Genomic DNA, 14,523 nt, shown 5'->3' with positions numbered 1-14,523 from the left:
CGAGGCAGTCAAGAAATAAAAAACGGTACACCTATTGAGATGTACCGTTTTTGTATATGATGATGTTCCCCGATAATGCATCGGGATAGTGACTACATCATTCCGCCCATTCCGCCGCCCATTGGGGGCGCACCGGCACCGGCTTTTTCGTCTTCCGGCTCATCTGCCAATACCACTTCGGTAGTCAGCAACATGGCAGCGATAGAAGCCGCATTTTCCAATGCAATACGGGTCACCTTGGTCGGATCGATTACGCCGGCACCGATCAGGTTTTCATAGCTATCCGTGCGGGCATTATAGCCGAAGTCAGCTTTGCCTTCCTTCACTTTTTGTACCACAACAGCACCTTCGATACCGGAGTTATTGCAGATCTGGCGCAACGGCTCTTCGATGGCACGTTTGATGATCTCGATACCGATGTTTTCGTCTTCGTTAGCACCTTTGAGGTCTTTCAACGTTTCGCTGGCGCGGATGAAGGCTACACCACCACCGGCTACGATGCCTTCTTCTACCGCAGCACGGGTAGCATGCAGGGCGTCGTCTACGCGGTCCTTCTTCTCTTTCATTTCCACTTCGGTAGCAGCACCGACGTACAGTACAGCCACGCCGCCAGCCAATTTAGCCAGGCGTTCTTGCAATTTCTCGCGGTCGTAATCCGATGTAGTGGTTTCGATTTGCGCTTTGATTTGGTTCACGCGGCCTTTGATATCATCCGAGTTGCCTGAACCGTTGATGATCGTTGTGTTATCTTTATCAATAACCACTTTCTCGGCTTGACCCAGGTAACTAAGGTCGGCATTTTCCAATTTGAAGCCTCTTTCTTCGGAGATCACCGTACCACCCGTGAGGATAGCGATGTCTTCCAACATGGCTTTGCGGCGGTCACCGAAGCCCGGAGCTTTTACAGCAGCTACTTTCAGCGAGCCGCGGATTTTATTGACGACCAACGTGGCCAATGCTTCACCGTCAAGGTCTTCAGCGATGATCAGCAGCGGCTTGCCGGTTTGCACTTGTTTTTCCAAAATAGGGAGCAGTTCCTTCATGTTGCTGATCTTCTTATCGTAGATCAGGATGTAAGGACTTTCCAATTCAGCTTCCATTTTGTCCGTGTTCGTCACAAAATAAGGTGAAAGATAGCCACGGTCAAACTGCATACCTTCTACGGTTTTCACCTCGGTTTCAGTGCCCTTGGCCTCTTCTACGGTGATTACGCCGTCTTTGCCCACTTTTTCCATGGCTTCGGCAATCAGCGCACCGATCAGCTCATCGTTGTTAGCAGAGATGCTGGCTACTTGTTTGATTTTGTTGTTGTCTTCACCTACCGTCTGTGACTGCGCTTGTAAGCTTTTTACCACCGTAGCGACCGCTTTGTCGATACCGCGTTTCAAGTCCATCGGGTTAGCGCCGGCAGCCACGCTCTTCAAGCCCGGAGCGATGATGGCTTGAGCCAATACCGTAGCGGTAGTGGTGCCATCCCCGGCTTGGTCAGCAGTTTTTGAAGCGACTTCCTTAACCATTTGGGCGCCCATATTTTCAAGGGCATCCTTCAATTCGATCTCCTTTGCAACGGTGACCCCATCTTTCGTGATCGATGGTGATCCAAATTTTTTCTCGATGATGACATTACGGCCACGCGGACCCAATGTTACCTTCACTGCATTTGCCAACGTGTCTACACCTCTTTTGAGGGCATCACGTGCTTCCACATTATACTTTACTTGCTTTGCCATGTTTTTAAATTGAGTTGAGATTTGAGATGTGTGAACGGTTAATCCAAAAAATTATACGAAGAAACACATCCGTGCACCGATTACTACACGATCGCGTAGATATCGGATTCCTTCATGATTAAGTATTCTTTTCCTTCGTAAGTAATTTCAGTGCCGGCATACTTGCCATACAACACCTGATCGCCTACTTTAACCGTCAAAGGCTCGTCTGTTTTTCCTGCACCGACTGCCACTACTGTTCCACGTTGTGGCTTTTCCTTGGCGGTATCGGGAATGTAGATACCTGATGCCGTCTTTTCTTCTGCAGGGGCGGCTTCCACCACCACTCTGTCTCCGATAGGTTTAATACTTAACGCCATAATTGATTTTATTTAAATACTTAAATTAATGTGTTTTGATTTTTCCAATTAGCTTACTTCATCATTTATGCCAAGTCTTATTTTTTGGGACCAACTTGCCATTTTTTCATTTCTCCGCCACAGAAGTGACGCATTGAAACATGCTCGTGTCAGGATGTCAGCATTGTGTCAGTAAGCTGAAAAAGAAAGGCCCGGCGCATGCAGGGCCTTTTATTGTCTATGTTAAAACGGAGATATCGCCCGTTTTATTGTGCCGTGTCTGCTGGGGCCGGAGTCGCTTGCGATGTATCTACCGGAGCAAGCGGTGAACTGGTCGCAGGAGCAGCAGGGGTGATTTGTTCGGTAAGACCGCTGCCGCCCGTGCCCGAAGAAGGCCCCATGATGTTGATGAGCAACGAGAAAACCATGATCGCAATGATGAGCCCCCAAGTACCCTTCTCCAAAATATCACCTGTCCGCTTTACCCCCATCAGGTTCGTTCCTCCAGCAAATCCAGCGGCCAATCCGCCGCCTTTCGGGTTTTGGATTAAAACAAGGAAGGCCAAGAGGATACAGGCCAAAATGATCAATATGATTAATAACGTTTGCATTTTTTGTATTATATTAAATTAATTTGTTCTCCAGCTCAGCAATTTGAGCGGCAAAGTAAGCACTTTTTTCGGGATATTTCAAACTTAATTTTTGGTACACCGCGATTGCTTTCGGATACAGTCCCTGCTCTGCGTATATTTTGGCCAGCGTTTCGGTCACCAATGTCAGTTGGTCTTCGGCGCTTTTGCGTGCTTTGTTCTCCGAATCGATTTTGTCTACCGACGGGGGTTTGATCTGTGGCTCCTCACGGATGAAACGCTCGATAATCGGGTCTATCTTTTTTGGGATCTGGAATGATATGGTATTCGTATTCGTTGCATCACCGATGCTCAGTTTTTCCTCCGGTGATTGCAAGTGGAAAATGTTTTCCCTGATTTGCTGGTCCAATAGCTGTCCGTCATCCGCCTTAGGCGTTGAGTTGATCACATAGGGCTGTTTATTATTCAACGGCGCATAAGGCTGGTACGTGTGCGCATGGTCCATGCGGGCCTTATTCAGCCACCAAAGGAAGCTGTATGGCATGTGCTCATCGTTGTAGAGGCTTACCTTTTCGTGCGGTGTAGCCTGGGACAGCGGTACCAGATAATCCATGCTCGAGGGATGATCAGGTAATTCCTCCACCTCTTCCCATTGCGCTTCGATGTCATCCGCGTCCGGCGTCTCTATTTCAGCAGGCGGGATTTCCGGCATCATTGCCTCGGCCCGATCATGTTCCGCCGCTGCGATAAAGCCATACAACCAATTGGGTGATCCGGTATACAGCAATGCGGTGTCATCCGCCTCCCCGTGGGTTTGAAACTGCTTTCGCGCACGAAGGAGCCGCAGCGGTTGCGCGTATGGATACCGTGCTATCAGGTTTGACAACGTATCCTGATCAACCGCCGATGGGTTCGATAATGCCTTGTTGTACAGTTCCTTATAATCTATATTTTCCACTACACACGTCCTGTTATAATCGATAACTAAACTATTTCAATGGATAGACGGCCCCGCTCACTTGACGGCCCACTGGGTTACCAATTAGCAAACGCCCTGTTATAAATGTCTTCGGTAAGCATTTGGTTTATATCCCGTATCATCGGCTCCTCTTGTGCCTGTATGGAGCTGGAGGCCGAAGAAAAATCTTTGAAACGTGTAAAGGACTGCTCAAAGCTATCCTCCGGCTTGATATTATTGGTATATTTAACACTGATCGTAATCGATAGCCTATTGAGTGCCGCGCGGTCCGTGCCCGCTTCCACCGCAGCCGGGGCAATGCTATACCCCGTAATGCGCCCTTCAAAGATGGCATCGCCATCAGTGGTCACCTGGCTGAGGCTCGACTGGCTGCGTATCCGGTCTTTGAGGGCCTCGGTGAAACTCTGGCTCAGCGTGGGGTATACGATGGGAGCGGTATTTTCAAAAAACTCCACGGTATAGGTTTTCATATCCTCGGGAATGGAGCCCCCGGTGAAACCATATTTGACGCCGCACCCTTGGATGAGCAAGGTAGCAACCAACAGACTTATATAACAATTACTTTTTGCCATTGTACGTATTTCAATTAAGGTTGAGATCCTTTATCTTCCTGTACAGTGTTCTTTCGGAGATACCCAATTCCTGAGCGGCGGATTTGCGTTTGCCCTTATGTTTTTTCAGCGCCTTTTTGATCAGGTCTGACTCCTTATCTACCAAGGAAAGCGATTCTTCCTCCACCTCTTCAGCTTCTTGCGTATGGAAATGAAAATCGTCGTTCTGTCCCCCTCCCTGCGGATGGTGGATGGTGAGGGTAGATGGTGCTCCCAGTTGTTCTTGACTGGGGCGGTCTACCTCCCGGTAAAGTTGGTTGATATAAGGGGAGTTATTTTCGAACGTCCGCGGATTGATCCCGCTTTGGATGATTTCAACCACCAATTTCTTGAGCTCCACCATATCCTTTTTCATATCGAAAAGCACTTTATATAGCAGGTCGCGCTCCGAAAAATCGTCCTTCCCACCCGCGGTCACATGCACGGGGAGTGTACTCCTGTTGTCACTGGGTAGGTATTGATGGAGTATCTGCGCATCGATCAATCGTTCTTTTTCCAGCACGGCGATTTGTTCGGCAATATTTTTCAGTTGCCGCACGTTGCCGGGCCATGGGTAGCCCGTCAGCAGTTGCTGTGCGTCTTCCGTCAGCTGCACATTGGGGCTGCGGTATTTGTCGGTAAAATCAGCCACAAATTTGCGGAAAAGCAAGTAGATATCTTCCTTGCGGTCACGCAGCGGCGGAGTGCGCAGCGGTACGGTATTGAGCCGATAATAAAGGTCTTCCCTGAATTTGCCTTTTTGCACGGCATCGTAGATGTCCACATTGGTGGCCGCTACTACACGGACGTTGGTTTTCTGCACTTTGGAAGAACCTACGCGGATGTATTCACCCATTTCCAGTACCCTCAGCAGCCGTGCCTGTGTGCCCAGCGGCAATTCACCCACCTCATCCAGGAAGATGGTGCCGCCATCCACCACTTCAAAATACCCTTTGCGGGCTTCATGCGCCCCGGTAAAGGAGCCCTTTTCATGCCCAAAAAGTTCCGAATCAATGGTCCCCTCCGGAATCGCGCCGCAGTTGACCGCGATAAAAGGGCCATGCTTGCGGGCGCTGAGTTGGTGGATGATGTGCGAAAACACCTCTTTGCCGGTTCCGCTTTCACCGGTAATCAATACGGAAATATCCGTGGGCGCCACCTGCCGCGCGATGTCGATGGCCCGGTTGAGCAATGGCGAATTGCCAATGATGCCGAATCTATTTTTGAGGTCTTGAATATCCATTACGCTATACTAACTAACCATCCTTCCGATCAAGGTTGCCGAGGTGCACCTTTCGGTATATACATTGACGTAATCGCCGATTTTGTAACGTTCGTCAACGGGGAACACCACCATCGCATTCTGATCATTTCGTCCACAATAGTCCTGATCCGAGCGTTTAGAAAACCCTTCGATGAGCACCTGATGCACCTTGCCGACATACGTTTGAAGCCGTTCCAGACTATGCTTGCGCTGCCGGTCTACCACCTCTGTCAAGCGTCGTTTTTTTACCTCTTCGGGTACATCATCGGCATAGCGTTTAGCGGCCAAGGTACCTGGGCGCTCCGAATAGGCAAACATATAAGCGTAGTCATACCTGACATAGTCCATGATCGAGAGGGTATCCTGGTGTTCCTCTTCCGTTTCGCTGCAGAAGCCAGTGATGACATCAGTAGAAATGCCGCAATCGGGTATGATCCTGCGGATGGCATCCACCCGTTCCATGTACCAAACGCGGTCATAGGTGCGGTTCATCAGTTTCAACACCCGTGAGTTGCCCGATTGCACAGGCAGGTGAATGTATTTGCAGATGTTTCCGTATTTCACCATTGTATGCAGCACCTCATCCGTAATGTCTTTGGGGTGCGATGTCGAGAAACGTACGCGCAGCAATGGGTTTACCAGCGCCACCATTTCTAACAGATTGGCGAAGTTTATTTTTTCATATTTATAGGAATCCACGTTTTGTCCCAAGAGAGTCACCTCCCGGTATCCGGCTTCGAAGAGGTCGCGGGCCTCCTTCACGATGGAGTGCGGGTCGCGGCTCCGCTCACGGCCCCGTGTAAAGGGTACCACACAGAACGAGCACATATTGTCGCAGCCCCGCATGATCGAGATAAAGGCCGTGACGCCATTGGTGTTGAGCCGCACCGGGCTGATATCGGCATAGGTCTCCTCGCGGGATAATAATACGTTCACCGCTCGCGACCCCTCATCTACCTGTTCAATCAGGTTGGGCAGATCCCGGTAGGCATCCGGGCCTACCACCACATCCACCAGTTTCTCTTCTTCAAGAAATTTGGATTTCAGGCGTTCGGCCATGCAGCCCAATACCCCTACTACCATGCCCGGGTTTTTCGCCTTGGCCGACTCAAATTCCTTGAGCCTGTTGCGTACGCGCTGTTCCGCATTTTCCCGGATGGAGCAGGTATTGATGAATATCACATCAGCCTCCTTATAATCACCCGTGGTTTCAAAACCCTTATCAAGCAAGATCGAAGCAACGATTTCGCTGTCTGAGAAGTTCATCTGGCAGCCGTAGCTTTCGATGTACAGCTTGCGGCCCGTACTTTTTTGCGGATCTTTTTCGAGCAGCAACGCCTCCCCTTGCCGCGATTCATCGTGCTGTTTCGTACTTGTCGGTGTCTCAAACATCGTAATAGATTAAAGCCTACAAAGGTAATAATAATATTTTTAAAAGATGACAGTTTGGCAGATTGTGGGCAGAGTAAGAAAAAATTAGGATTTTTGCCACATGGCATTTTCCAGTGACGTTATTTCTTGGTACCACCTGCATAAGCGGGATCTTCCGTGGCGTCATATCAAAGACCCTTACATCATCTGGCTTTCCGAAATCATTCTGCAACAAACCCGGGTAGAGCAGGGGCTTCCTTATTTCCATCGGTTTTTATCGTATTATCCAGATGTGATATCGTTTGCCAGCGCACCCGAAGACGAAATCCTCTTGCACTGGCAGGGACTCGGGTATTATTCTCGGGCGCGCAACATGCATAAGGCGGCCAAAACGGTGGTAGCCGAATATGGGGGTGTCTTTCCGGCAACCTACCAGGAGCTGATCAAACTGAGCGGGGTAGGTGAGTACACTGCTGCCGCCATCGCTTCCTTTGCGGCCGATGAGGCCAAGGCCGTGGTCGATGGCAATGTATTCCGGGTGCTCGCGCGCTATTTCGGAATCGACCAGCCCATTAATTCGCCCAACGGAAAAAAGCTTTTTCAGGCACTGGCTCAGGAGTTGCTCGATGTAGCCTGCCCCGGTATCTACAATCAGGCCATCATGGAGTTCGGTGCCCTGCAGTGCAAGCCTAACAATCCCGACTGTGCCGCCTGTGTCCTCCGGATGGATTGCCGGGCGCTGAAAGAAGGGCGCGTCAGCCACCTGCCCGTTAAAACCAAAGGCAAAGCCAGTCGCAATCGCTATTTCAACTACTTCTTGGTGATGGATGGGGATCGCCTGTTGATGAACAAACGGGGCAGGGGTGACATTTGGGAGAACCTGTATGAACTGCCCTTAATCGAAACCGCCCATCAGATGGAGGTACGCGAACTGGCCACGGCAGCTGATGTAATGGACTGTTTTGGGCCTCATGCGGAGTTGCGGCTCGTGACCGGTCCGGTCAAACATGTATTGAGCCACCAAAATTTGTACGCCCAGTTCATTGCCGTTACGGCATGCGCCGAACCCCGCAAAAAAATGAATTGGGATTATGTATTTATAAAAGATTTAGGTACATTAGCTAAACCAAAGCTGATTTATTCCTTTTTTGAGGACTTTATAGTAGAATAATGAACCAGTTACCTAAATTATTATGTCAGGCATCAACAAAGTTATTTTAGTGGGGCATTTGGGAAAAGACCCCGAAATCCGTCATTTAGAAGGAAACGTGACCGTGGCTAGTTTTCCATTGGCCACTTCAGAAATATATAATAAAGACGGCCGCAAGGTAGAGCAGACCGAGTGGCATAACATCGTGATGTGGCGGGGCCTCGCAGAAGTGGCCGCAAAATACCTGTTTAAAGGTAAGCTGGTATATGTAGAGGGCAAGCTGCGCACGCGCACTTACGAAGATAAAGAAGGGATTCGGCGTTATACGACCGAGATTGTGGCAGAAAACTTCACGCTCCTGGGGCGCAAAAGCGATTTCGAAACCCCGAGTGGCCCTGGCGCCGCCGGTCAGGGATCGGCAAAGCGGGACGACAATGGCGCGACGGTGGACTTCAAGGAGAATGACGGCGAAGAAGACGCGCTGTTTTGAGGTAGGAAATTCCTATCTTTGGCCTCATGTTGCAAGAGAAGATACAGCAGTATACCGAAGAGATTGAGCGGTTTGCACCCCAATCCGCTGAAGACGTAGAAGCGTTTCGATTGAAATTTTTGGTGGCCAAGGGATTGGTGCGTAGTCTATTCGACGAATTCAAGGCCGTGTCAGCCGATGAAAAGCGGGTGTTGGGAAAGACATTAAACGAATTCAAAGAAAAAGCCGAGCAGCAATATAAGACCCACCAGGCCGCATTCGCCACGGCAGCGCCTGTGGCTAAGCACGAGGCCGAAGATCTCACGCTGCCTGGAGAGGGGTTCGTGTTCGGATCGCGGCATCCATTGTCGTTGGTGCGCAAAGAGATCGTCGAGATCTTCAAAAAGCTAGGCTTCGTGGTGGCAGAAGGCCCCGAAATTGAAGATGACTGGCACAATTTTACAGCCCTCAACTTTCCGCCCGAGCACCCGGCACGGGATATGCAAGACACCTTTTTCATCAAGAAGCAAGCGGGCAACGACATTGCGTTGCGTACACATACTTCCTCGGTGCAGGTGCGGATGATGGAAAAAGGCACTCCGCCCTTTCGGGCCATCATGCCCGGCAGGGTATACCGCAATGAGGCCATCTCCGCCCGTGCACATTGTTTTTTTCATCAGGTAGAAGGGCTGTATGTCGATGAGGATGTCTCGTTTGCCGATCTCAAGCAGACGCTCTATTATTTTGTACAAGAATTGTTTGGCGAAGATACCAAGGTTCGTTTCCGTCCCTCGTATTTTCCGTTTACCGAGCCGTCTGCCGAAATGGACATCAGCTGCACGATCTGCAAAGGAGCAGGCTGCACGATGTGCAAACACAGCGGTTGGGTGGAGATACTGGGATGTGGTATGGTAGACCCCAACGTACTCGAAAACTGCGGCATTGATAGCGAAAAATACAGCGGTTTCGCATTTGGTATGGGTATCGAGCGCATCACCAACCTCAAATACGAAATCAAAGACCTGCGGCTGTTTTCCGAAAATGATGTCCGCTTTTTAAGCCAGTTTGAAACAGAACTCCTTTAAATGATTAAAACGGCCGGGTATATCGCGCTTTCCATGGCTTCGTTGCTGCCTATGGCGTGCAAAAAAGGCGGATGCAATGTGGTGCAAGATGTACCGGTGATCGAGCAGGTTTCCATGGTGCAATACTCGCAGCTACACGTGCCCGGGGGGTATGCGATGACCGAAAGAGGGGGCGTAGCCGGTTTGATTATCATCAATACAGGGCAAGGATACGTGGCTTACGACCGGTGCAGTACAGTAGACCCCGAGCGGCGATGTGCGGTGGAAGTAGAGGAGGGCGGCATCGTGGCCAAGGATCCCTGTTCGGGAGCCCGTTATTTATTGGTCAACGGGTCACCTGCCGAGCTCGCGGAGTGTCCGCTCAAACCCTACAGGGCCGCCAGAAACGGCGAAACCATAATCGTATCAAACTGATGGAAGCCGATAAAGTAAAGGAGTCAATCAAGAAAGCCGCCCGCGAGCTTTTCAGGCGCTATGGCTATAAGAAGACCAGCGTCAATGAGATTGCCCGAAAGGCCAAGATCGCCAAGGCGACCATCTATAAATATTTCGACAGCAAGGAGCTGGTGCTGCACGCCATCTTGATGGATTATATCCGTGAGAGTGTAGACGATCTATTGGCCAAGTATGACAAGGGAGCCGACCTCGAGACGTACCTCGGCAATACCATCCTGCGCGTCAGCCGCCTCACCTATACCATCTGCAACGAATTTTTGGGGTGGGATTTTATCCGCGAATCGGCCAACACCCAGGAATACCTCCGGACATTGTCTGACGACCTGGAGTTTTTGCTCATCAGTTCGTTTATGAACAATGCGGAGATCGGCAAGGCAGTCGGTCCGGAAAAACTTGCCTTCCTCATCAAGGCCAGCAAAAACATCGTGTTCTCTTTTGCCTTCACTTCGGTCAGTGAGGCCGACGTGCGGAAGAATTTTGTCTCTTTCCAAAAGGAGATACTGCCTTATCTGGTTAAGGCCACGGTAGACTAAGGAGTTGCCAAAAAACCGTACCTTTGCATCCTGATGAGTAAAAGAAGGTTTTCACCTGAACAGCGACTGCTGTCGGATATTTCGATTATCGACATCGCCGAAGAAGGTAAAGGCGTAGGCAAAGCAAACGAACTGGTGCTTTTTGTGGATAAGGCTATCCCGGGGGATGTGGTGGATGTAGAGCTGCTGCGCAAGAAAAAGAATTTTGCCGAAGCCAGGATTTCGCGGCTCAAACAAGCATCGCCCCATCGGGTGGATGCTTTTTGCCAACATTTTGGTACCTGCGGAGGCTGCAAGTGGCAGCACATGGACTATGAAGCCCAGCTGTTTTACAAGCAAAAGAGCGTAGACAACGCGCTCACCCGGCTGGGCAAGGTCGACACCGCTTCCATGGAGGCCATACTGCCCGCGCCTCAGACACAATATTACCGCAATAAGCTCGAATATACCTTTTCAAACAAACGCTGGCTCACCAGTGTAGATGACGTGCAGGATGCGTCACAGCTCAATGCCCTGGGTTTTCATGTGCCCTCGCGGTTCGATAAGATACTCGATATCGACCACTGTTATTTGCAGCAAGACCCCTCCAATGCGATCCGCAACAGCCTGCGCAACTTTGCCCTGCAGGAAGGCATTTCCTTCTATGACCTCCGGCAGCATGAGGGAATGCTTCGCAACCTCATTATCCGTATCGCTTCTACGGGTGAGTTGATGGTCATCGTTGTTTTTGCCTATGCTGATGAACAAACGGTGGCCAAAACAATGACATTCCTACAGCAAGCATTTCCGCAGATCACGTCCTTGCTTTACATCCTCAACCAGAAAAAAAACGACACCATCTTTGATCAGGATATCCACGTTTTCGCGGGGCGCGATCATATTTTTGAAGAGATGGAAGGCTTGCGGTTCAAAGTCGGGGCCAAGTCCTTCTACCAGACCAACTCCCTGCAGGCTTACGAGCTTTATCAGATCACACGCGATTTCGCAGCATTCGAGGGCCATGAGCGCGTATACGACCTCTACACCGGAGCGGGCACGATCGCCAATTTTATTGCACGGCACGTACAAGAGGTAGTGGGTGTAGAATACGTGCCCACAGCCATCGAAGATGCCAAGATCAACGCCGAAATCAACAGGATAGGCAACACCCGGTTTTATGCAGGGGATATGAAAGACGTGCTGACACCCCAGTTCGTCGCCGAGCAAGGCCGGCCGGATGTGATCATCACCGACCCGCCGCGCGCAGGCATGCATCCCGATGTTGTCGCCCGGCTGCTGGAGATCGGCGCGCCGAAAATCGTGTATGTCAGCTGCAACGCGGCCACCCAAGCGCGGGATATTGCGTTGCTCAGCGAACACTATACCGTTGATCGAATCCGTCCCGTAGACATGTTTCCGCATACGCAACACGTCGAAAATGTGGTCTTACTCGTTTTGAAAAGCTAACAAACTTTCCCATGGAACTACAAGACTTGTTCGGTGCGCAGGCAGACGGCGATGGACAACCCAAGCGCGAAAGCCCATTGAAGAGCCTCAAGGCCGACCTGGATTTCTACGGTGAGTCAATCAAGGAAACCGCGGTGGAGATCATGGCCGAAGGGTTGTCTGCCTACCCCATATTCGTTGCCCACCAGCATCGCGTGAGCTTGGGCGAAGTGATACTGGATAAAGACGAACTCGGTACGGAGTGGTCTATCCATGCCTCCACCTTGGAAGAGTTTGTCGATCGGGGCATTATCAACGAAGACCGCAAGGCACTTTTCATCAAACAGTATAAAAAACCCGAAGACTTCATGTGCCTGTTTGTCATCGTACCCGAGGGAGCCAACTTTGTGTTTTATCCATATCGCAAGGGATAATACACCCCGCAACAAACCATGCGGTTAAACGTTTGAGTAAGAAAAGAGTCAAATAACGACTGAATATGGATCATGTCATCAAAATAGTCTTATTTGTTTCGATTTGCCTGTTTCCGGTGGCGTTATACGCCCAGGAGTCCGGAACCATCCGGGGTATCGTGGTAGAAGCAGGTACCAGCAAACGGCTGGGCAGCGTCACCGTCGCCAATAAGAATACGGGTCAGACAACGGCATCCGGCAGCTTGGGTACGTTTGAGATCAGGGCGTCGGTAGGCGATACCCTTACGGCAAATATCATGGGCTACGAAGCCGCCAGTACCGAAGTCAAGACATTGAGCGATATCCTCATCGACATGAAACCAGGCAGCATTATGCTGGAGCAGGTCGATGTAAACCGGATGGGCAAAGAAGCTGAGCTTCGCGAAGTGATGCGCGGCTACCGCAAGCAAGGGGTATACTTTGACGGCAAACCGCCGGCATTGGCCTACATCTTCAACCCCGTCACGTCGCTCTACGAACTGCTGGGCCGTACGCCGCGAAATGCCAGACGATTTGGAAATTACATGGAAAAAGAGCTCGAAGAAACGGCCGTAGATAAAAAATTCAGCCGCGGAAGGATCCATGAATTGACCGGACTTGAAGGCGACGACCTCACCAATTTCATGATTTGGTATCGACCCGCTTATGAGAAGGCGCAATACTGGGGCGAGTACGATATCACCGCTTACATTGTTCAATCCTTTAAACAATTCGATCGCGATGGCCGTCCGGCTGCACCTAAGCTGCCCAAGTTAGAAGCAACGCCAAATCAATGATCCACGGTTCGTCCATGTGCCATCTCGTATTTTTGGCATCTGGTTTGCATTTGTATGGTTTAAACCAAAAGATATTATCATGATAACGAATAGAAAGATAGCCTTGTTCGGACTTTCGGTAGCCACATCGGCCATGTTGCTAGGCAGTTGCGCCACGATCCAATCCATGAGCAATACCCAAAAAGGGGCTGCCACAGGAGCCGTCGCCGGAGGAGCGCTGGGCGCTATTATTGGCAAGAAAGCTGGTAATACGGCTGTAGGGGTGCTTGCAGGGGCCGCCATCGGTGGTGTTGCTGGCGGTCTGATCGGCAAAAAGATGGATAAGCAGGCTGCAGAGATCGAACGTACAGTAGCCGGTGCAGAGGTAATCAAGGCCGATGAGGGCATCATTGTGAAGTTTGATTCAGGCATCTTATTTGATTTCGATAAGACCGACTTGAAGCCAAATGCCAAAACAAATGTTGCAAAATTGGTCGAAAACCTGAATAGTAATCCGGACACGGATATCTTAGTGGTCGGCCACACCGACAATAAGGGTACGGACAGTTATAACCAGGGGTTGTCTGAGCGCCGTGCAAGATCTGTTAAGGATTACGCGGTTTCGCAAGGTTTGGCAGGTAGGCGCATAAAGACAGAAGGAAGAAGTTTCCACGAACCCATTGCTGAAAACGAAACAGAAGCAGGCCGTGCTCAAAACCGGCGGGTTGAAATCGTCATTGTCGCCAATGACAAGATGAAAGAAGAAGCTTTGGACCAAGCTGGCTCTTAGCCAACGGTTATATTAAACTGAGGAAAATGCGGTGTGCCTGATAGGGTCACCGCATTTTTTATGCTCCGCATGCGGTAATGACCAGTTTTCGGCCGCCACCCCGATTACGATGCTCGCAAAGATATAGTCCTTGCCAGGTGCCCAAAGCCAGTCTCCCATTTTGGATGGGTATGGATACCGAAGCACCCAATACCGAGGCTTTGATATGCGCGGGCATGTCATCTGCCCCTTCGTAATCATGGCGGTAATCGGGGTCGTTTTCGGGCACAGCTTTATTGAAATACATTTCAAAGTCCATTCGCACGGTCGAATCTGCATTTTCGTTGATGGTGAGCGAAGCGGATGTATGCTGGATGAAGACATGGCATATCCCCGCTTCCCAGTGGGCGATACCGGAGAGGTGCTGGTCGATCTCGGCCGTTATCAGGTGGAATCCCCTGGGCCGTGGGCGTAAGGTGATGGATTTTTGAATGATTTCCATGATGCATGCAAGGTAAGAATATTCGGCACCAAATAAAACCTACC

General features: G+C 50.4%; 17 protein-coding genes. 9 read left to right on the top strand and 8 right to left on the bottom strand.

Features of this window, described 5'->3' with window-relative positions; translation table 11 throughout:
• Window positions 1-92: 92 nt before the first annotated feature.
• The 7 genes from groL to miaB form a co-directional block, all read right to left on the bottom strand.
• A complete protein-coding gene (gene groL / locus ACMGDE_RS03045; RefSeq protein ID WP_436831285.1) occupies window positions 93-1,730 on the bottom strand; it encodes a chaperonin GroEL in 1,638 nt (545 codons plus the stop codon).
• 83 nt (window positions 1,731-1,813) lie between these two features.
• Window positions 1,814-2,089, bottom strand: a complete 276-nt coding sequence (gene groES / locus ACMGDE_RS03040; protein WP_079718112.1) for a co-chaperone GroES — start codon at window positions 2,087-2,089, stop codon at window positions 1,814-1,816.
• Between the two features lie 245 nt (window positions 2,090-2,334).
• Window positions 2,335-2,679 carry a preprotein translocase subunit SecG gene (secG, locus tag ACMGDE_RS03035; RefSeq protein ID WP_436831284.1) on the bottom strand — a complete coding sequence of 115 codons (345 nt, stop codon included), beginning with the start codon at window positions 2,677-2,679 and terminating at the stop codon, window positions 2,335-2,337.
• A gap of 13 nt (window positions 2,680-2,692) precedes the next feature.
• Window positions 2,693-3,616 carry a DUF8458 domain-containing protein gene (locus ACMGDE_RS03030; protein WP_436831283.1) on the bottom strand — a complete coding sequence of 308 codons (924 nt, stop codon included), beginning with the start codon at window positions 3,614-3,616 and terminating at the stop codon, window positions 2,693-2,695.
• 77 nt (window positions 3,617-3,693) lie between these two features.
• The gene (locus ACMGDE_RS03025; protein WP_436831282.1) at window positions 3,694-4,209 is read right to left on the bottom strand and encodes an LptE family protein; all 516 of its coding nucleotides are present in this window, start codon (window positions 4,207-4,209) and stop codon (window positions 3,694-3,696) included.
• Window positions 4,210-4,219: 10 nt separating this feature from the next.
• Window positions 4,220-5,470: a sigma 54-interacting transcriptional regulator gene (locus ACMGDE_RS03020; RefSeq protein WP_436831281.1), complete on the bottom strand. Its 1,251-nt coding sequence runs from the start codon at window positions 5,468-5,470 to the stop codon at window positions 4,220-4,222.
• Window positions 5,471-5,479: 9 nt separating this feature from the next.
• Complete coding sequence (miaB, locus tag ACMGDE_RS03015; RefSeq protein ID WP_436831280.1) at window positions 5,480-6,883, bottom strand: tRNA (N6-isopentenyl adenosine(37)-C2)-methylthiotransferase MiaB; 1,404 nt, start codon at window positions 6,881-6,883, stop codon at window positions 5,480-5,482.
• A gap of 100 nt (window positions 6,884-6,983) precedes the next feature.
• Between miaB and mutY the strand changes: the two genes are divergently transcribed.
• From mutY to ACMGDE_RS02970, 9 genes are all read left to right on the top strand, one after another.
• Entirely contained in the window at window positions 6,984-8,033 is a 1,050-nt protein-coding gene (gene mutY, locus ACMGDE_RS03010) for an A/G-specific adenine glycosylase (RefSeq protein WP_436831279.1), read from the top strand.
• A 22-nt stretch (window positions 8,034-8,055) separates the two neighbouring features.
• Window positions 8,056-8,502 carry a single-stranded DNA-binding protein gene (locus tag ACMGDE_RS03005; protein WP_436831278.1) on the top strand — a complete coding sequence of 149 codons (447 nt, stop codon included), beginning with the start codon at window positions 8,056-8,058 and terminating at the stop codon, window positions 8,500-8,502.
• A gap of 26 nt (window positions 8,503-8,528) precedes the next feature.
• Window positions 8,529-9,566: a phenylalanine--tRNA ligase subunit alpha gene (gene pheS, locus ACMGDE_RS03000; protein ID WP_436831277.1), complete on the top strand. Its 1,038-nt coding sequence runs from the start codon at window positions 8,529-8,531 to the stop codon at window positions 9,564-9,566.
• Window positions 9,567-9,980, top strand: coding sequence for a hypothetical protein (locus ACMGDE_RS02995; RefSeq protein ID WP_436831276.1), 414 nt, complete (start codon window positions 9,567-9,569; stop codon window positions 9,978-9,980). It abuts the gene before it with no gap.
• Entirely contained in the window at window positions 9,980-10,555 is a 576-nt protein-coding gene (locus ACMGDE_RS02990; protein WP_436831275.1) for a TetR/AcrR family transcriptional regulator, read from the top strand. The genes ACMGDE_RS02995 and ACMGDE_RS02990 overlap by 1 nt, the downstream gene beginning before the upstream one ends.
• 33 nt (window positions 10,556-10,588) lie before the next feature.
• Window positions 10,589-12,001: a 23S rRNA (uracil(1939)-C(5))-methyltransferase RlmD gene (gene rlmD, locus ACMGDE_RS02985; protein ID WP_436831274.1), complete on the top strand. Its 1,413-nt coding sequence runs from the start codon at window positions 10,589-10,591 to the stop codon at window positions 11,999-12,001.
• Between the two features lie 11 nt (window positions 12,002-12,012).
• Window positions 12,013-12,414 (top strand): hypothetical protein, encoded by a 402-nt coding sequence (locus tag ACMGDE_RS02980; RefSeq protein WP_436831273.1) that lies wholly within the window; start codon window positions 12,013-12,015, stop codon window positions 12,412-12,414.
• A gap of 65 nt (window positions 12,415-12,479) precedes the next feature.
• On the top strand, window positions 12,480-13,229 hold the full coding sequence (locus tag ACMGDE_RS02975) for a carboxypeptidase-like regulatory domain-containing protein (RefSeq protein WP_436831272.1): 750 nt from the start codon (window positions 12,480-12,482) through the stop codon (window positions 13,227-13,229).
• Window positions 13,230-13,308: 79 nt separating this feature from the next.
• Window positions 13,309-13,998 carry a YiaD family glycine zipper/OmpA-like lipoprotein gene (locus ACMGDE_RS02970; RefSeq protein WP_436831271.1) on the top strand — a complete coding sequence of 230 codons (690 nt, stop codon included), beginning with the start codon at window positions 13,309-13,311 and terminating at the stop codon, window positions 13,996-13,998.
• 58 nt (window positions 13,999-14,056) lie between these two features.
• Here the strand turns inward: ACMGDE_RS02970 and ACMGDE_RS02965 are convergent, their stop codons facing one another.
• Window positions 14,057-14,479 (bottom strand): secondary thiamine-phosphate synthase enzyme YjbQ, encoded by a 423-nt coding sequence (locus ACMGDE_RS02965; protein WP_436831270.1) that lies wholly within the window; start codon window positions 14,477-14,479, stop codon window positions 14,057-14,059.
• Between the last annotated feature and the right edge of the window lie 44 nt (window positions 14,480-14,523).

Origin of the sequence: Parapedobacter brassicae (assembly GCF_051400755.1) — a bacterium.
Classification (GTDB): domain Bacteria; phylum Bacteroidota; class Bacteroidia; order Sphingobacteriales; family Sphingobacteriaceae; genus Parapedobacter.
This window is presented reverse-complemented; position numbering and strand designations above follow the sequence as displayed.